The 18,143-nt window shown below is 46.9% G+C and carries 14 protein-coding genes; 10 read left to right on the top strand and 4 right to left on the bottom strand.

Going from position 1 to position 18,143, the window contains the following annotated elements; genetic code table 11:
* The first annotated feature begins 41 nt into the window (after positions 1 to 41).
* From Q9312_RS14195 to Q9312_RS14160, 8 genes are read left to right on the top strand one after another with little or no spacing between them, the layout of a single operon-like run.
* Positions 42 to 272 carry a helix-turn-helix domain-containing protein gene (locus Q9312_RS14195; RefSeq protein WP_025515205.1) on the top strand — a complete coding sequence of 77 codons (231 nt, stop codon included), beginning with the start codon at positions 42 to 44 and terminating at the stop codon, positions 270 to 272.
* The gene (locus Q9312_RS14190) at positions 269 to 1,768 is read left to right on the top strand and encodes a type I restriction-modification system subunit M (RefSeq protein WP_271214674.1); all 1,500 of its coding nucleotides are present in this window, start codon (positions 269 to 271) and stop codon (positions 1,766 to 1,768) included. Before Q9312_RS14195 ends, Q9312_RS14190 begins: the two co-directional genes overlap by 4 nt.
* Positions 1,765 to 2,394, top strand: a complete 630-nt coding sequence (locus Q9312_RS14185) for a DUF4062 domain-containing protein (RefSeq protein WP_309201518.1) — start codon at positions 1,765 to 1,767, stop codon at positions 2,392 to 2,394. The genes Q9312_RS14190 and Q9312_RS14185 overlap by 4 nt, the downstream gene beginning before the upstream one ends.
* The gene (locus tag Q9312_RS14180; protein WP_309201517.1) at positions 2,387 to 3,841 is read left to right on the top strand and encodes an RNA/DNA-binding domain-containing protein; all 1,455 of its coding nucleotides are present in this window, start codon (positions 2,387 to 2,389) and stop codon (positions 3,839 to 3,841) included. The genes Q9312_RS14185 and Q9312_RS14180 overlap by 8 nt, the downstream gene beginning before the upstream one ends.
* Positions 3,838 to 5,337, top strand: coding sequence for a type I restriction-modification system subunit M (locus Q9312_RS14175; RefSeq protein ID WP_309201516.1), 1,500 nt, complete (start codon positions 3,838 to 3,840; stop codon positions 5,335 to 5,337). The genes Q9312_RS14180 and Q9312_RS14175 overlap by 4 nt, the downstream gene beginning before the upstream one ends.
* Complete coding sequence (locus Q9312_RS14170) at positions 5,337 to 6,488, top strand: restriction endonuclease subunit S (protein ID WP_309201515.1); 1,152 nt, start codon at positions 5,337 to 5,339, stop codon at positions 6,486 to 6,488. The genes Q9312_RS14175 and Q9312_RS14170 overlap by 1 nt, the downstream gene beginning before the upstream one ends.
* Positions 6,489 to 6,490: 2 nt before the next feature.
* Entirely contained in the window at positions 6,491 to 9,553 is a 3,063-nt protein-coding gene (locus Q9312_RS14165; protein ID WP_309201514.1) for a type I restriction endonuclease subunit R, read from the top strand.
* Positions 9,554 to 9,595: 42 nt separating this feature from the next.
* Positions 9,596 to 12,013 (top strand): AAA family ATPase, encoded by a 2,418-nt coding sequence (locus tag Q9312_RS14160; RefSeq protein ID WP_309201513.1) that lies wholly within the window; start codon positions 9,596 to 9,598, stop codon positions 12,011 to 12,013.
* Between the two features lie 198 nt (positions 12,014 to 12,211).
* On the opposite strand, the gene Q9312_RS14155 is transcribed toward Q9312_RS14160, so the two are convergent.
* Positions 12,212 to 12,898: a hypothetical protein gene (locus Q9312_RS14155; protein ID WP_309201512.1), complete on the bottom strand. Its 687-nt coding sequence runs from the start codon at positions 12,896 to 12,898 to the stop codon at positions 12,212 to 12,214.
* Positions 12,899 to 13,453: 555 nt separating this feature from the next.
* Between Q9312_RS14155 and Q9312_RS14150 the strand changes: the two genes are divergently transcribed.
* The gene (locus tag Q9312_RS14150; protein ID WP_011149253.1) at positions 13,454 to 14,506 is read left to right on the top strand and encodes a helix-turn-helix domain-containing protein; all 1,053 of its coding nucleotides are present in this window, start codon (positions 13,454 to 13,456) and stop codon (positions 14,504 to 14,506) included.
* The gene (locus tag Q9312_RS14145) at positions 14,507 to 14,986 is read left to right on the top strand and encodes a PIN domain-containing protein (RefSeq protein WP_309201511.1); all 480 of its coding nucleotides are present in this window, start codon (positions 14,507 to 14,509) and stop codon (positions 14,984 to 14,986) included.
* 133 nt (positions 14,987 to 15,119) lie between these two features.
* Here Q9312_RS14145 and Q9312_RS14140 read toward each other — a convergent pair whose 3' ends face one another.
* The 3 genes from Q9312_RS14140 to Q9312_RS14130 all read right to left on the bottom strand — a co-directional run bounded on the left by Q9312_RS14140 (position 15,120) and on the right by Q9312_RS14130 (position 17,934).
* Entirely contained in the window at positions 15,120 to 15,458 is a 339-nt protein-coding gene (locus tag Q9312_RS14140) for a hypothetical protein (RefSeq protein WP_055464388.1), read from the bottom strand.
* 1 nt (position 15,459) lies between these two features.
* On the bottom strand, positions 15,460 to 16,716 hold the full coding sequence (locus Q9312_RS14135) for a tyrosine-type recombinase/integrase (RefSeq protein ID WP_055464389.1): 1,257 nt from the start codon (positions 16,714 to 16,716) through the stop codon (positions 15,460 to 15,462).
* Positions 16,717 to 17,067: 351 nt separating this feature from the next.
* Complete coding sequence (locus Q9312_RS14130; RefSeq protein WP_309201510.1) at positions 17,068 to 17,934, bottom strand: YicC/YloC family endoribonuclease; 867 nt, start codon at positions 17,932 to 17,934, stop codon at positions 17,068 to 17,070.
* Between the last annotated feature and the right edge of the window lie 209 nt (positions 17,935 to 18,143).

Below are 18,143 nucleotides of genomic sequence, written 5' to 3'. Positions count from 1 at the left end.
AATCCCCAAGTTTATGGTTAAGAAAACACCGTGGAGAGAGCATGATCCGCTGCCACCTAGCCCGATTAATGGGTGAGAGAAAAATGCGCATTAGCGACGTGATGCGAGAAACCGGCCTAAGCCGTACCACCGTCACGCTACTTTACAAAGAAACGGCGCTTAAGGTGGACTTAGAGGCATTAGATAAACTGTGCGATTTGTTTAACTGCGATATACACGAACTACTCGAAAAATCGCCTGCGGCCTCCACTGTGAATGAGAATACAAAATGACCCTAATTAACATCAAAGACCTCGAAGCACATCTCTGGCATGCAGCCCACATTATTACCGGGCCTATCGATGCATCGGACTACAAAACTTATATTTTCCCGATCCTCTTTTTTAAGCGCATTTGCGATGTGTACGACGAGGAATTTATCGACGCCATGGAACAAGTGGGCGATGAAGAGCTTGCCAAGGGCGACATGTTTCACCGCATTCAAATTCCACAAGAGTGCCACTGGAAAGACGTTTTTGCCGAAACCAAAGACATAGGCCAAGCCTTAAAAGATGCGTTTCGCGGTATTGAACTGGCTAACCCAAAGCTACACGGCATATTCGGCGATGCCAGCTGGACCAACAAAGAACGTCTGTCGGATGAACTCTTAGCTACCTTGCTTAACCATTTCAACAAAGTGAACCTGGGTGTAGCGTCTGTACGTGACGACGATATGGGCCGGGCATATGAATATCTGATCAAACGCTTTGCTGATAAGGCTAATAAAAAGGCCGGTGAGTTCTATACCCCGCGCACCATTGTTCGCCTAATGGTTAACATCCTAGACCCGCAAGCGGGTGAAAGCGTGTACGACCCGGCTTGTGGTACTGGCGGCATGCTACTGGAAACCATCCACCACGTTAAAGAAAACGGTGGTGATCCGCGTTTGCTAAAAATCAAAGGCCAGGAGAAGAACCTCACCACCGAGGCCATTGCCCGCATGAACCTGTTTTTACATGGTCAGGAAGATTTTGACATCGTTCGCGGCGACACCCTGCGTGAGCCGAAGTTTTTGGTGAATGATCGCTTAGAAACCTTTGATTGCGTAATCGCTAACCCGCCATTCAGCCTCAAAGAGTGGGGCTATGATCTCTGGTCTGCCGACCCTTATGGCCGTAAGCAATATGGTTTAGCGCCTAAAACCAACGGTGACTTTGCCTGGGTACAACATATGTTTGCCTCGTTAAACAAGCAAGGGCGCATGGCAGTGGTATTGCCGCATGGCGTGTTATTCCGTGGAGGGGCCGAAGGCGCAATCCGCACCAAGCTGCTGCAAGAAAACCGCATCGAAGCCATCATAGGCGTAGCGTCAAACCTGTTTTATGGCACAGGCATTCCGGCCTGCATTTTAGTACTGCGCAAATCACGCCCAGCCGATCATCAAGATCACGTGCTGATTATTAATGCGGAAGAAATCTTCACCAAAGGCCGTGCGCAAAATACCTTGTCTAATGATCAAGCCGACGAAATTTTTAACATCTATCGCCAGCAAGAAACCTTAGGCCCTAAAGCCGAAGAAATCGAAGGCGTTGCGCGCTGGGTGGCGTTAACTGAGATTGAAGAAAACGACTTCAACCTCAATATTGCACGTTATGTACAAAAACCACTGGAAGAAGAAACCATCACAGTGGAAGAAGCGCTAAAAGACTTCCAACAAAAGCTGGCCGCCCTGGAGCACGCCGAAAATGAACTGGAAGCACTGCTGATCAAGGAAGGGTTTGAATTATGAGCAAAAAGCTCACGGTGATGGTGTCATCCACCGTTTATGGCGTAGAAGAACTGCTCGACCGCGTATACTCACTACTCACCGCCTTTGGTTATGAAGTTTGGATGTCGCATAAAGGCACAGTACCGGTATCCTCCAACGAAACCGCCTTTGAAAGCTGCTTAAAAGCAGTAGAAAAATGTGACCTATTTTTAGGCATCATTACCCCACAATACGGCAGTGGCGTTGATGCAACGGGACTATCGATTACCCATAAAGAGATGAAAAAAGCCATCGAGCTGAATAAACCTCGTTGGTTTTTAGCGCACGATCAAATCGTCTTCGCCCGCCGCCTATTAATGGATTTAGGTTACAAAACCCAAGAACAGCGCTCAGAATTGACACTGCGCAAAGGTGCAGCGTCCATTTCCAATATTAAGGTGATCGACTTATACGAAGACGCCACCATGGAACAACTGCCACTGGATGATCGTCAAGGCAACTGGGTACAAAAGTTCGATCGTGACGACGACGCCAACCTTTTTGTAGTTGCGCAATTTTCTCGCTATCAAGATGTAGAGCAGCGCCTGACCGAACATTTTCAAAATGTCAGTCAAGTGAGCACCTCAGTAGGAGCAAGCCATGAGTAAAACGGCCGCACAACTCAAGCAACTACTTTCGCTGGGCGAAAATCAAACCCTTGAATACCTTACAAGCTGCGAGTTAAAACACTGCGGTCCGCAAGTTTGCGCCTTTTTAAATACTCAAGGTGGTTACCTGCTATGTGGAGTCGATGACAACGGCCAAATCAAGGGCGTAGAGCAGGCCGAACAGGTAGCTGAACAGCTCGAAAGCCAGCTTAAATCGGCGATTCAACCGCCAGTGCTGTTTTCGGTAGAAGTACAGCAAGTCGAAAACAAACAGTTATTAGTGGTTGAAGTCCCGGCCGGCAAAGACATCCCTTACGCCTTTAACAGTGACATCTACATACGTGCTGGCGAACAAAGCCAAAAAGCCGATGTCGATACCATCCGCGACATGGTCATGCGCAAGCAAGTAGAGCCTACCCGCTGGGAGCGTTTGTTCTCGTCTGAACTCGACGAACAAGGTTTATCAGCCAGCGCTTGTAAAAAACTGCTATCCGCCAAACGCATCCCGAAAGAGGTCGCGCAAGCCGAACAAGGCTTACTGCACCAGTTGCAATTGTTATCTTTGGCCAAATACGGCCGCTTAACCAATGCCGCCGATGTATTATTGGCCAGTGCGCCGAGTAAACGCCATCCGCAAGCCCGCGTGCGTGCGGTGTGTTATCGCCATAAGGCCGACGACGAATATCAGGATTTACAGCACCTCGATGGCCCAATGGCCGAGGTAATCGAACAGCTTATTACCTTTGTGATGCGCAATACGCCATCGCGCGCACGCTTTAGCAGCGCTAATAATCAGCGCGAAGACATCCCCATGTACCCAGAACAAGCGGTACGCGAAGCCATTGTTAACGCATTTGCCCACCGCGATTACAGCAACTTTGCCGGGGGCATTAAGGTTGAAGTTAGCCCTGTACACCTAAAAATATGGAACGCCGGTGCTTTTCCGCAAGGCATCGACGAGCACAAGATTCAGCAAGGCCATATCTCGGTACTGCGTAACCCAGACATCGCCCACGGCTTATACCTGCAAGGCTATATGGAAAAGCTTGGTCGCGGCAGTGTGGTGATCCAAGATGCTTGTAAAGCAGCGGGCCTACCCACGCCGAAATGGCACTCCGACAGCAGCTCCGGCGTGACTTTGACCCTGTTCGCCACGGAAGTCACCACGGAAGTCACCACGGAAGTCACCACGGAAGTCACCACGGAAGTCGCACGGATGATCAGCCTCATGAGCCAAGAGCACAGCCGCGACGAATTAATGGCATTAATGGTACTGAAAAACGCCGAGCATTTCCGTAAGCATTACTTAAAACCGGCGCTGGAGATCACCCCAGCCTTGGTAGAAATGACCATTCCAGACAAGCCAACCAGCCGTAACCAAAAATACCGATTAACCGCGCTTGGTCAGCAGCTAAAGCAGCAACTAAGCGATAAGAAGACATCATGAGCGCATTAAATAAGAAAAAATTAGAGGATTTACTCTGGGGCGCAGCCGAGTTTTTGCGCGGCCAAATCGACGCCTCAGACTACAAACAGTACATATTCCCGCTGCTGTTTTATAAGCGCCTGTCGGATGTGTATTTAGAAGAATACACCGAAGCCTTAGAGATCCATGAAGGCGATGCCGAATACGCTGCCATGCCCATGTTCCACCGTTTTGATATTCCCAAGGAAGCCCGCTGGGAAAAAGTGCGCCACACCAGCAAAAACATTGGTGAGGCCATTCAAAACGCACTGCGTTTAATTGAAGCCAACAATCCGCGCTTACATGGGGTGTTTGGTGATGCCCAGTGGACCAATAAAGAGCGCCTGCCCGATCACCTATTGTCTGATCTGATTGAGCACTTCAGTAAAATTCCGCTGGGTATCAAGTCGGTTGCTCAGGATGATCTGGGTGAGGCTTACGAATACCTAATCAAAAAATTTGCCGACGACTCCGGCCACACCGCCGCCGAGTTTTATACCAACCGTACCGTCGTACACCTCATGACGCGCATCATGGGCTTAAAACCCGGTGAAACCGCCTATGATCCCACCTGCGGCACCGGTGGCATGTTGCTTAACGCAGTGATGGATTTACGCACTCACGGAGATGAGTGGCGCAGTGTTCATTTGTATGGGCAAGAGGTCAACCTACTAACCTCGGCCATCGCTCGCATGAACATGTTCCTGCACGACATTGAAGAATTCGATGTGCTGCGCGGCGATACTTTGGCCGAGCCCAAGTTTATCGAAAACGACCAGCTTAAGCAGTTTGATGTGATTTTCGCTAACCCGCCTTACTCTATTAAAAAGTGGAACCGCGATAAGTTTGCCGCTGACCCTTACGGCCGCAACCTATACGGCGTTCCACCGCAAGGCTGCGCCGATTATGCGTTTTACACCCATATCATAAAAAGCCTGAAACCCGACACTGGCCGCGCCGCGATGCTCTGGCCACATGGTGTGTTGTTCCGTGATTCCGAGCAAAGCATCCGTAAACAAGTGATTGAGTCCGACATTATCGAAGCGGTGATTGGCCTTGGGCCAAACCTGTTTTACAACTCGCCGATGGAATCCTGCGTGGTGGTATTGAATTGCAATAAACCGTTTGAGCGCAAAAACAAGGTGTTGTTTATCAATGGTGTGGAACACGTTACCCGCGAACGCGCCCACAGTCGATTATCAGATGATGATTTAGCTGTTCTCTGTGAAGCCTACTTTGCCCCTGAAAAACAAAGCGACATTACCGCTTTGGTCGATATCGACACCATCAAAGAGAACCTCTACAACCTGTCGATTCCTCTCTATGTGCAAGCGCAAAACAATGGCGAAGTGCACGATATTGAACATGCCATCGAGGCGTGGAAAGTCAGCCGAGTGCAATTGAAAAAGCAGACCAATAAGTTATTTAAAAGCTTAAAAGAGCTTGGTTTTGAAGTTGACGGTGAGGAAGTGCAGTAATGAGTGATAAACAAACCGTTAAATTTGGTGATATTTGTCGTGAAGTAAAACTCACCACCAAAGACCCAATTGCCGATGGTTATGAGCGTTACATTGGCTTGGAGCACTTGGATTCTGGCTCACTCAAAATAAAACGCTGGGGAATGATTGCCGAAGATAACCCAAGCTTTACCCGTGTCTTTAAGAAAGGTCATATTCTTTTTGGAAAACGTCGCCCTTACTTAAAGAAGGCTGCCATTGCTGAGTTTGATGGAATTTGCTCTGGGGATATAATTGTACTTTGCCCCAAAGGTAACTTACTTTTAGATGATTTATTGCCCTTTATAATTCAATCTGACCTGATTTGGGATCATGCAATTAAAACTTCGTCAGGCTCATTGTCCCCACGCACAAAGTTTAAATCATTAGCGCCACTTGAGCTTAATTTGCCATTAATTGATAAGCAAAAAAAGCTTTTGGAAATCTTCGATAAAATATCAGAGTTGGAATTTCATATTGAAAGAGCAGATTTGTCATCACAGTCTGTTAATAATCTTTTGGGTGATAAATTACTCGTAGAACAAGGGAAATTAAAAAACTGGCCAACAGTAAAGGCGGGGGACGTTTGTGAGTTGATTACAAAGGGAGCCTCACCAAGATGGCAAGGATTTGAATATGTCGAAGACGGTGCGTTATTTGTTACTTCAGAAAACGTCTTACATAAAAGTATCGATGTATCTTCCCCGAAGTTTATCCCTCACGAGTTTTCAGAAAAGAATCTGAAGCGTTCACAGTTGGTCAAAGGGGATGTCTTGGTAAATATTGTAGGAGCATCAATTGGTAGATGCGCATTGTGGGATGGGCAATATGAAAAAGCCAATGTAAATCAGGCTGTAGCACTTTTGAGGCCTTCTAGTAGATTAGATTCACGGTGGCTATTAGCACAACTTTATAGTACCAATGGGCAGGTCTATTTCGGTTTAAGCAAAGTTGATAATGCTCGACCAAACTTATCTTTGAAAAGCCTAAGTGATTTCGAGTTTTATTTGCCAGCACTGAATATACAGACTCAAATAATGGACACTCTAGATTCAATTCCTAAATCAGAGCTGCATTACAAAAAAGTTGCAGTTAAGGAAATCCTGAACGCATTGATAAATACAATGGAATAGCTATGTTTAACGAACAGACCGTCACAGAAAATGGAATTATCGACCGCTTAAAGGGTTTAAGCGGGATAAAGTGGACTTACTGCCACGGCGAGAGCCTGCCCAAGCAAGCGCAGGATATCTTCGTTGATGAGTGGCTAAAAGATGCGCTGTGTTCGTTAAACTCACGTTTAGCCAAGCAGCCTGATTATGCCGATGAAGTGATTTATAAGCTGCGTGGTGTGGTGCTGGAAGCGCGTCATACCGGCTTGGTAAAAGCCAATGAAAACTTTCATGAATGGCTAATGGCCGAAAAGACCTTGCCCTTTGGTGAGAATGGCGACCATATCACCATCAACCTGATTGATTTTGACAATATCGACAACAACCACTTTGTGGTGTCGCAGCAGGTGCACTATATCGCGGCCACCGAAGTCTATTTTGATATTGTGCTCTATGTGAACGGTATTCCCTTGGTGGTGGGCGAAGTGAAAACCGCTACCCGCCCGAGTGTAACCTGGCAAGACGGCGCCGCCGATTTTATGGGCGGTAAAAAGCACTACTGGAAAAACGTTGAACCCTACTTTGTGCCCAACCTGCTGTGTTTTGCCAGTGAAGGGAAAACCTTCGCTTATGGTGCCATTAACGCCCGGGTAAAAGATTGGGGCCCTTGGCACAATACCGACCTGCGCGATGACATTCTGCCCGGTTTGGCATCGGTGCTGGACAGCTGTGAGGGCTTGTTAAACCCACAAACCTTATTACAGTTACTGGAATCTTTCGCGCTGTTTTCAACGGTGAAAACCGGTAAGAACGCACCAGCCAAGCGCATTAAAATTCTGCCGCGTTACCCCCAGTTTGAAGCGGCCAAGCAGATTGTAGAGCGTGTGCGCAAAGGCTACCCGAAAAAAGGCCTGATCTGGCATTTCCAGGGCTCGGGTAAATCCTTATTGATGCTCTACGCCGCCAAAATGCTGCGTAGTGATAATGCCCTGAAAAACCCCACCGTATTGATCGTGGTAGACCGCCGCGACCTAGATAGCCAAATCAACGAGACCTTTGGCGGTGCGGACGTTAAAAATCTAATCAAAGTACAAAGCTGCAAAAAACTCGGCGAACATATCGAGCAAGACAGTCGCGGCATTTTAATTACTACCATTTTTAAGTTTAAAGATGTCGAGATAGACGATAGCAACCCCAACGGCCTTAACAGCCGCGACAACATTATTGTGTTGGTGGACGAAGCCCACCGCACCCAAGAAGGTGGCTTGGGCGAGAAAATGCGCTGGGCCCTGCCACAAGCGCACTTCTATGGGTTAACCGGTACACCGATTTCGGGTATTGATCGCAACACCTTCAAGCTATTTGGTGCCGAAGAAGACCCCGGCCGTTACATGAACCGCTACAGCTACAAGCAGTCAATCCGCGATGGCGCAACAAACCCAGTGAAGTTTGAACCACGTTTGGCGGAGCTGCGAGTAGACCGCGATGCAATCAACCAAGAGTTTGAGCAGCTCGCCAAAGACAATAATCTCGACGACGAAGAAAAGGCCGCACTATCAAAACGCGCTGGCAAATTAGCAGTGATGCTTAAAGCGCCCAAGCGAATGGCTGCAGTCAGCGCCGATATTGCCGAGCACTTTACCAGCCACGTTAAGCCGAAAAAGATGAAAGGCATGGTGGTGGTGTACGACCGCGATGCCTGCGTGCAGATGTATTATTTACTGGGTGAAAAACTCGGCTTTGATGCCGTTGAAGTGGTGATGAACGTCGACCAGGCACCCGTAAAAGCCGAAGAAGGCGGTAAAAAAGACAAGCTCAATAAAGACTGGCGTAAGTGGCACGATGATTTAGAGCTGCCGATTCAGCAAGCAGATTTTGAGCGTTGGCAGCAGATTGATGCCGAAGACCAAACCCAGAAAGACTTAATCGAAAGCTTTAAAGACCCTAAGCATTCGTTGCAGCTGATCATCGTCACCGCTAAGCTGCTCACCGGATTTGACGCGCCAATCTGCTACTGCATGTACTTGGATAAACCGCTGCGTGACCATACCTTGCTACAAGCCATGTGCCGCACCAACCGTTTGTACGAAACAGACGATGTGCGTAAAGACATGGGCCTTATCATTGATTACCTCGGCGTGTTTGAAAACCTGCGCACCGCACTGGCCTACAACCCGGAAGAAATCGATGGCGTGGTAGAAGGCATTGAAGCCTTTAAAGAATTATTACCCGCCCAGTTAGATAAATGTTTGTCCTACTTCCCGAGTGTTGACCGCACCTTAGAAGGTTTCGAAGGCATCATGGCGGCGCAAGAATGCCTGCCAACCAATGAAAAGCGCGATGAATTTGCCGCGAGCTTTGGCGTGTTAGCCAAGCTTTGGTCAGCCATTAACCCAGACACCTTCTTAGCCCCGTATCGCAAAGACTATAAATGGCTGGCACAGATTTACGAATCGGTGCGCCCAGTCGGCCAAACCGGCGCTTTGGTGTGGGCGGCTCTTGGTCCTGAAACCATCAAGATGATCCACGAGCATACCGACATCAATCGCATCCGCGATGATATCGACGAACTCATCATGGATGAGCACGCCATTTTCACCCTGACCGACAAAGAGCAAGAGCAGCGCGCGAAGCGCCTCGAACTTGACTTGATGGGCCGCCTACGTGGCAGCAACGACCCTAAGTTTGTCGAGCTGGGTGAACGCTTAGAAAAACTGCGCCAAGACTATGAGTCTGGCGTCATCAAAGCCATCGACTGGTTAAAAGGCCTGTTAGACGCCGCCAAAGATACGGTACAAGCCGAGCGCGAAACCGGCGAGCACGTGGTGACCCAAGAGGACAACAAACAGGCCTTAACCAAACTCTTCCTGGAAACTCGCCCAGAAACCACGCCGAAGCTAATCGGCGATGTAGTAGAGCAAATCGACAAGATCGTTAAAGCCACCCGATTTGAAGGCTGGCAAAACTCCAACAGCGGCCCGCGCGAAATCCAAAAGGCGCTGTTAGTAACACTGGCCCAGTTTGGTTTAGGTAAAGACAAAGAGCTGTTTCAAAAGGCATATGGGTATATAGAAGAGCATTATTGATGGCAGCTTGCGACCGAGTGAACGACGACAAGGAGGTTTAGGATGCTAAAGAAAATTCAGCACATTAAAAAGCTTGGTGTGTTTGACGATTTTAGCTGGGATAGTGAGGTTAAAAACAAAGGCGGCGCTGTTCAGAACTTTGTTGATATCAACATCATCTATGGGCGCAACTACTCCGGTAAGACCACGCTGTCGCGTATTGCTCGTGCTCTAGAGACACGCACTTTATCAGACAAATATGGTGCGCCTTCGTTTCAACTAAAATTTGCTGACAACTCAGATGTAACACTCGCGGCCTTAACCACCCACGACAAGAACATTCGTGTTTTCAATGAAGACTTTATTAGAGATAACCTTCGATTTATCACTAACCCTGACGACAGCATTGAGCCATTTGCCATTTTAGGCGATGACAATAATAAGATCGAAAAAGAGATTGAAGCTCTTGAGGAAGAACTCGGTTCTAGTATTGAAGGGCAAGAAACCGGTTTGTTTGCCGACAAAAAGCAGGCCGCAGTTGCATACAGCAATGCCTTTGCCTCTCATAAACAATCGAATGAAAGTCTAGAAAAACAACTGGGTGATAAAGCGACTAATAAAGACATCGGCATTAAATACAAGCCTGAGCGTTTTGGTGACCAAAACTACACCATTACCAAATTAAAGGCCGATATCACAACTGTTAGTAGCCCTGATTTTCAGCCGTTAACATCAGAGCAAGTGAGCGAGCACGAAAAGCTGATTGATGAAAAGGTTTTGCCTGCAATACCTAAATTTTCTTCACCTCAGCTAAGTTTTTTAAGCTTGGCACTAGAAGTTGAAACATTGGTAACCAAGCCCATCAGTGAGTCTGATAAAATTCAGGCGTTAGTAAAAGATGCTGTACTTAATCGCTGGGTCAATGAAGGCCGTTCTCATCATCGAAATAAGCATGAAAAATGCGCATTTTGTGACAATGAAATTTCGACTGAGCGGTGGGCAGAGCTTGATAAGCACTTTGATGAAGAATCTGAGCAATTAGAAAAGTCGATTGATGCGTTGCTTGCTAAGATAGAAACCGAAAACCAAACAATTCAATCCGCACTCACCATAGATCAATCTGCTTTTTATTCCAAGTTTCACTCACAACTAACTGCCTTAAATTTAAGGTTAAAAGCTGCAACCAAAGACTATCAGCTTGCTTTAGGTAATCTAACCAAACAACTGAAGGCGCGAAAAGGTGATATTTTAAACGTTAAAGACTATGAGAACCCTGCTGATTGTACCGCGAAACTAACGCAAATCTGGCAGGATTATAGTGACCTTTGCGCTCAATCAGAGTTATTTAGCAGCTCATTAGCCGACGAACAAACCAAGGCCAAAGCCGACTTGCGATTGAAAGAGGTCGCTGAGTACTTGCTTACGATTGATTACCAAGCACAGCTCAATTCAATTGAAACCTTACGGCAGAAAAGAGACGAGGCTCAACAAGCGCAGGCGATTATCAACACGAATATTACCCAAAAACAAGCACAAGTTACGGCTAAGAAACGTGAACTGAATGACGAAGAAAAAGGGGCTAAAAAGGTAAATGAATATCTGAATAATTTTTTCGGACATCAGTTTTTGACGTTGGAGGCTAAAAAAGATGAAGGGCCAACGCAAGAGGCAAAACGTATTCGGTTTGAAGTGATCCGTGACGGCAAGAAAGCTTATCACCTAAGCGAAGGCGAGTGCAGTTTGCTGGCATTCTGCTACTTTTTGGCCAAGTTGGATGATGTCGCAACCAAAGATTCAAACCCCATTATTTGGATTGATGATCCTATCTCCTCGCTCGATGGCAACCATATTTTCTTTATTTATAGCCTGTTAAATGCGGAAGTAGTCGAGAAGGGTAAGTTTGCACAACTGTTTGTTTCAACACACAACCTTGATTTCTTGAAGTATCTGAGAATGCTGAATGGCAAGTATATCGATCCAGCAGGCTCTGGGAAGTTAAAAAGCTACCAGAAAGATTTCTTTGTTGTGATTAGGCAAGGTAAATTTTCTACAATTCAGTCTATGCCTGATTACCTAAAAAAATACATCACAGAGTTCAATTATCTTTTTCATCAAATCTACAAGTGCGCCAATGTCGAAAGTGTTAATGATGCAAACTTCAACTCGTTTTATAACTTTGCGAATAATGCGCGCAAATTTTTCGAGATTTATCTTTACTATAAGTACCCAGATCAAACATCTGATGAAGATAAGTTAAAGCTGTTTTTTGGTGATGAAAAAATCCCAGCAGTGTTAGTTGATAGAATCAATAACGAGTTTTCACATTTAAAGGGGTGCTTCGAAAGTGGCTCGATACCTATAGATGTACCAGAAATGCAAACGGCTGCAAGGCAAATCATCGATCGACTAAAACAGGACAATGAGCAGTTTTCTTCATTAATGAGAAGTGTTGGTGAGGCCGTTGAGGTTGAAACTGTATGAGCCGGTACTCAAGGGCAATGATGGTAAGCATTGTAAAAAGTGAAACCATCTGGAAGTTCCGGATAGTTCAAACGGTAGCCTGAGTAAAAGCCTAACTTGAGCTATTTGATCTTTTGATATTAAAAATCGAACCAACAACACCCCTCCCGCTACCCGTTAGATCAGCGCCCTGCGAGGGGTTACTCTTTTTTCAGGCTTCTAATTTTTGGTACCGTAATGAGTTACGGCACCAAAACTCGCTTTCATCCAAACTTCATTCTCCGGCCCACAAAGGTGGTGCAGCAGCGCTAGGTTGATTTGGTGGCTGATCACGTTGCCGTTTCGTTTTTGGCGCTCTTTTTTCAAACCGCTCACTAATAACCCTGTGCACGATTTACCCATTTGCTCCGGCGAACTGGGCAGGCAAAAGGCGCGGTTTTGCTGTTTGGGGTGCAAGGTAGCGCGCTTTCCTGTTTTAGATAAAGGCGTAATGCACCAAAAGATGCAGGCGTTGGCGGGCGTGTTTGCTTGCAATGTTCTGGTTTGAATTGTGCCATCCACATATACCGGTAAAAAATGCGCTGGTAACAAAACCAAGCCGCCTTGCGGGTGGCCATCAACCTCAGGTAAAGGTAGCCAATGCAGGTTTGGCCATTGCTCGGGGCTCTGCCATTTTTCTACGATCACTTGTGCGCCAATGCTGTTCAGCCATTGGTGAATCGGGCAGCTAGGGTGTGCTTTTTTAACGCGTGGTAACTGATAGGTCAGCCAGCGGGTTAAACGTTCGGCGGCATTATCGCACTGGCTTAATGCTGGATAGAGGGTAAACGCGCCATGCCCAACCAGTAAAGCGACCACCTGCTGTATCCATTCTCTATTCGAGTCGTTGCCACTTGCCCATAACACGTCACTTATCACCTTGTTGGTTCGTCATGCCGTCTATTTTCAGTGGTCGGGTGCAGACGCGGTGGTGAATTAGATGAAAGAAATGGCCATCAAACTAACCAGTCAAATCGGCTTTTTATGATGACCTGTGCGCGGCTAACTGTTTGATATACATAGTCCAATACGGTGCTGTTTGGCTGTGTTCGCCAAGTGCAAAAAAATCGAGACGCCAAACGATCGTTTGCATTCTGGGTTAGAAAAAACAAACGGTTTGTACTTTGGATTCGAGGTTGGTTTAGGGTGCAAAAAGTGCCAAGTCTTGCTTTGATCCAGTACTGGCAAGGCTTAGCAATGTTGGATTTCAATCGAGAAGCCAAACAGAGAATGGGCTAATTTCCCTGTTTGGCGTTTCGATCCAAAAGCCAAACGGATAGTGGTTTTGGCGTATGGGTATAAAGGCATGGGGAAGTGTGTGCGCGAACACGCGAATGATTGCCCTGTAAAACCAATCGACAAAAACGCCAACTTGGTTTATATTTTTAAAATAATTTTAGTTTTCATAAACCAGAGGTCTGTATGATTGGAGAGCGCATAAAACGAGCCCGTGCAGCCGCTGGCCTGTCGATGCAGGCCTTGGGTGAGCAAGTTGGTATTAGTGCCAACATGGTTAAAAAATACGAGCACGACCAGAGTATGCCTTCGTCGGGAGTTTTACTTAAATTGGCGACGGCTTTGTCGGTTCGTACTGAATACTTCTTTCGCCCAGCACAGGTGACTTTGGGTGAGGTGGAGTATCGTAAAAAAGCCTCAGCTTCAGCTAAGTTGCTAAAGAAGATTGAGTCCGATGTGGTTGACCAAGCCGAGCGCTGGTTAGCGCTTAAAAATGTATGGCCAAACTTCCCGATAGCTAGTTTTAACTACCACCCCGACGTTCCTGTTGTAAGTACTTTAGACGCAGTAGAGCAGGTTGCCGCCAAAGTCCGTACTGATTGGCAGTTAGGTATGAATCCATTGCCAGACTTAATCGACTTGCTTGAGTCTAAAGGTATTTTGGTGATTGTCAGTAACGTACCCCAAGCCGATAAATTTGATGGGTTACAAGCCAAAATATCAGGGCAGCCAATTGTTGTTGTGTCTTCTCATTGGCCTGGTTGCCGCCAGCGGTTCACATTGGCGCATGAGCTTGGCCACCTTGTTTTACATGGCTTACTCGATGAATCCCTTGACGAAGAGATGGCCTGCAACCGCTTTGCTTCTGCGTTTTTACTGCCTGAAGTAGGCCTTTTTCAGCATCTAGGAGAGCGACGTTCGAACGTAGACCCCAAAGAGCTATATTTCCTGAAACACGAATATGGCTTAAGCATGGCAGCTTGTTTGTATCGCAGTGCCGACCTTGGTGTGATCACCGAAGAGAAAAAACGCCAAATATTTATACAGTTCTCAAAAAACGGTTGGCGAAAGCAAGAGCCTGGGAACCCTTATCCACAAGAACAAACATTATTGTTTGAGCAGTTGGTTTATCGTGCATTGGCAGAGGGAATTGTTAGTGAATCGAAAGCCGCTGAGCTGTTACAGATGTCAGTGATGGCATTGCATAAGCAGCGCCAAATGTTGGCTGAGGCTGTTTAAATGTATTTGTTGATCAGTGATGCCAATATCCTCATTGATCTCGAAGAAGGCCAATTATTAGGCGTCTTTTTCAATTTGCCTTACCAGTTCAAAGTTCCAGATGTGTTATTCCACGAGGAGTTAAGCGATCAACATGGCTATTTACTCGAGTTAGGGTTGTTGTTGGGGGAGTTAAGCCCTGAGTCTATGATGTACTCATTTGAACTGAGGCAAAAGTATACTGGCCCTAGCATGAACGATTGCTTTGCACTTGCGTTGGCGAAACAAGAACAGTGTCCATTGCTAACTGGGGATATGGCGCTTAGGAAGGCGGCTGAAAAAGAAGCGATAATAGTTCAAGGTACGCTATGGGTTGTTGAGCAGCTCGTCACCCATGGTGTATTGTCAGTTGAAGAAGCTCAAGCTGCCTACGATAAAATGGCAAAAGCTGGTCGTCGCTTACCTTGGGCGCTTGCAAAGCAGCGTTTAACCCAATTATAAACTTTGCATAGCCCCCGATTGCCCCATTCCTTGGGGCGGTTCAAATTCCTCTTATTCACCCTATAAAGCTTGGCATATCTGGTGTTGCCCCATTGTCCCATCTGCCCACAGTAAGTGAGCAAATGGGGGCTTGTTAGTTTCGCCTGATGGGCCTTTTCGGCATGCGGCTGCGTTTGCCATCGAAGAAGGCCAATACTCTGAACCAATAGAGTGATTCTTCATACCCCAAGCTGTGCGTTGGGCGTGCAGGCGGGATGAGCCCCAGTTTGCGTCCTAAACTGACAATCACGTAGAAAGTGAGTTTTAGCGTCAGCCAAGGGGCGAGTACCACGAATGTCGTCAGGCAATATCTAGTCAGTGCGTAGCCTATGCCATGAGACTGTTCGAGTAGGGCAATGCCAATACACCAGCCAAGTCCTGCCAGCATGGCTATTGGAAAGGTAATGGGGGCGAGTTGCATCATAAATTGCATGTTAATGCCCTCCTGTGTTGTGCTGTGAAGGGTGCTCAAAGTTCACCAGTGGTTCAACCACATCAGCTACGGTTTGATGGGCAATTCGGCGCTCTTCAAAGTAATCGTGGCGGTCGTAGATACCCTCAACGCCTTTTAGCTTATGGTTAAGACAGCGTTCGGCCACATTGCCTGCAATGCCCAAAGAGGCGGCAAGGCTGCGAAAGGTGCGGCGCAGATCGTGTACGGTGAAGTGTTCAAGCTTGCCCATTTTATTCGGTGGCTGTTTTTTGCGCCCAGGCTCGCGACCAAAGAGTTTAGAAATGGCGCGGTTTAGCGTATCTGGCCCCATATGTGGACGATGGCTTGCTCGTCTGGCTGGAAAAACATAAGGCGAGCCACAAGCGCGGATTTGTAGCTCGTTAAACCAGGCAATGGCTTGGCGTGGTAAGGGAATGCTGATTGGGACGCCAGTTTTACTTCGTTCCTTGGGTAGGTCCCATACGCCCGTGGTTAAATCCATTTCACGCCACATGGCTTCGCACAGTTCGCTTTTGCGCACGCCCAATACCAAAAACAGGCAGCAAGCGAGGTAGTTGTCGCGGCCAAAGCTATTGATATGGGTATGAAACACGCTAAAGGCGTAGTGAATTTCCTCTTTGCTGAGCATCCTGTCTTTACTGGACTCCACACCACCGGCATCGTCCACGGTAAATGCTGCGGCGGGGTTGTTCAGCGTTAAGTCGAGCTTTATCGCATGTCGAAACAGCTGCTTCATGTACATCAAGGTATCGTTGGCAATGGTAGGGCGGTTACTTTCTCGAATGCGTTCCAATACTTCACGTACATGTGTTGGCCGCACGGCTTGGATAGGAAGTTGACCAATCACTGGTGCAATTTCTTTGGTAAAAACACGTTTGGGTATATTCGGGTGCTTTAATCGGCGACTTAAGTCTTTGGCATACCAGTCTTGAAACAGCTGACTGACATTTTGGATCTCTGGGATGGTTTCAATAGCACGGATTGCTAATGGGTCTTCACCTTGCTGAAGTTGTAGCTGCATTTTAGATGATTCAAGTCGAGCCTCTGCTAAGGTCATGCTTGGATATTGACCGAGCGTGGCTTCTCGTCGTCCGTTTAGGCTGGTATACCTTAGCATCCAATACGGCATGCCAGATTTTCTTACGCAAAAATATAGGCCATTCCCATCACTGTATTTTTTGTTTGCTGTTGCGGTGCGAGCATAAGACTGCACCTGAGTTGCGGTTAGTTTTGCCATCGTTTGTTACTCTATATTCCTAAGAAATCGTTAAAATTTGCTCACCATTGCCCACCACTGTTTGTTTATCGATTGGTTCGATAGTTGAGTGATTGAACAATCTGCAAGCAGCACGATAAGTGGAGATGGCATAAGGCGGTGGTGAGATAGATGCAAAAATCTGCTCACCAGATACCTTGACTTTTTGCTTATTGAGTCAAAAAAACAGGTCTTGCCCACCATTTTGCCCACCACTTAAACAGCAACTGGTAACGGACATCTGCAAACCGATTTGGACGGGAAAAATAAAAAAGCCCTGTATTTACAAGCAAATAACAGGGCTTTTAAGACATTCTTGGACGGGTAAAAAAACTATTCGATGTTTTGGATCTGCTCGCGCATCTGTTCAATCAACACCTTGATTTCAACCGACGCGGCGGTGGTCTTGCTGCTTATCGACTTTGAGCCCAGAGTGTTGGCTTCTCGATTAAGTTCTTGCATTAAGAAATCGAGTCGGCGACCGATGGTTCCGCCTTTTTTGAGTAAACGTGACACTTCTTGAATATGGGTGTCGAGTCGGTCGAGCTCTTCTTCAACATCCACTTTTTGCGCCAACATCACCATTTCTTGCTCTAGGCGTTCAGGGTCTAACTCAATCTTGGCTTCGGTAAAGCGGTTGGTAATGCGATCACGTTGCCACTGAATAATGTCATCCATACAACCACGTACGACAATAACTTGCTCGGCGATGCCGTCTAAGCGCGCTTGAATGATATCGATTAAGGCATCCCCTTCACGTTGGCGCATCGATAATAAGGCATCAATGGCTTCATCAAAGGCCGCTAAAAGATCCTTCTCTACACGAGAGGTGTCTAGCTCGGTGGTTTGAAGCAACCCCGGCCAGCGCATCAAATCGGTAATTTGCAGAGCCTGTTCTGTGGAGGCCGCTGCCTGAAGCTGCTTATGCGCTTGAATCAACTGGTTCGCTAATTTCTCATTGATTGAGATAGCGTCTGCTTCGGTTGGTGAGTATTCAAGGCGTAGGCTGATGTCCAACTTGCCACGTTGCATACGCTTACGAAGTCGGTCGCGTAATTGGAACTCGATGCTGCGAAACGCTTCGGGTAAACGGAAGTTGGTTTCTAAAAATCGTTGATTAACGGAACGAATTTCCCAATGGGCATTACCCCAACTGGCTTTAATAGGTTGCCGCGCAAAAGCGGTCATACTGTGAATCATATGGGTGTCCTAGAGCTATTTAGATGAGCATTGTATCTAAGTTTTTGTTGTTAATCATCTCAACTGAACAGGTGCCGAGACTGCCAAATGATGCATGAATTGTTTATAATAGCGACCCAATACACGGATAAAATACCGTTACCTAACTGTCAGCTAGTCATACGGTGCTTAGAAACGCTCTATCGCGCCAACACTATTCAGGAGATTCC

The organism is Pleionea litopenaei, from assembly GCF_031198435.1.
In the GTDB taxonomy this organism is placed as follows: Bacteria; Pseudomonadota; Gammaproteobacteria; order Enterobacterales; family Kangiellaceae; genus Pleionea; species Pleionea litopenaei.
The sequence above is the reverse complement of the archived record's forward strand: the minus strand, read 5'-3'. Positions and strand labels throughout refer to the sequence as shown.

Bases quoted from the DNA above. Each gene is read 5' to 3' on its own strand.
- Q9312_RS14130 (WP_309201510.1), bottom strand. From the start codon at position 17,934: ATGATTCACAGTATGACCGCTTTTGCGCGGCAACCTATTAAAGCCAGT.
- Q9312_RS14185 (WP_309201518.1), top strand. From the start codon at position 1,765: ATGAGCAAAAAGCTCACGGTGATGGTGTCATCCACCGTTTATGGCGTA.
- Q9312_RS14175 (WP_309201516.1), top strand. From the start codon at position 3,838: ATGAGCGCATTAAATAAGAAAAAATTAGAGGATTTACTCTGGGGCGCA.
- Q9312_RS14135 (WP_055464389.1), bottom strand. From the start codon at position 16,716: ATGGCAAAACTAACCGCAACTCAGGTGCAGTCTTATGCTCGCACCGCA.
- Q9312_RS14150 (WP_011149253.1), top strand. From the start codon at position 13,454: ATGATTGGAGAGCGCATAAAACGAGCCCGTGCAGCCGCTGGCCTGTCG.
- Q9312_RS14190 (WP_271214674.1), top strand. From the start codon at position 269: ATGACCCTAATTAACATCAAAGACCTCGAAGCACATCTCTGGCATGCA.
- Q9312_RS14160 (WP_309201513.1), top strand. From the start codon at position 9,596: ATGCTAAAGAAAATTCAGCACATTAAAAAGCTTGGTGTGTTTGACGAT.
- Q9312_RS14140 (WP_055464388.1), bottom strand. From the start codon at position 15,458: ATGCAATTTATGATGCAACTCGCCCCCATTACCTTTCCAATAGCCATG.
- Q9312_RS14180 (WP_309201517.1), top strand. From the start codon at position 2,387: ATGAGTAAAACGGCCGCACAACTCAAGCAACTACTTTCGCTGGGCGAA.
- Q9312_RS14165 (WP_309201514.1), top strand. From the start codon at position 6,491: ATGTTTAACGAACAGACCGTCACAGAAAATGGAATTATCGACCGCTTA.
- Q9312_RS14145 (WP_309201511.1), top strand. From the start codon at position 14,507: ATGTATTTGTTGATCAGTGATGCCAATATCCTCATTGATCTCGAAGAA.
- Q9312_RS14170 (WP_309201515.1), top strand. From the start codon at position 5,337: ATGAGTGATAAACAAACCGTTAAATTTGGTGATATTTGTCGTGAAGTA.
- Q9312_RS14195 (WP_025515205.1), top strand. From the start codon at position 42: ATGATCCGCTGCCACCTAGCCCGATTAATGGGTGAGAGAAAAATGCGC.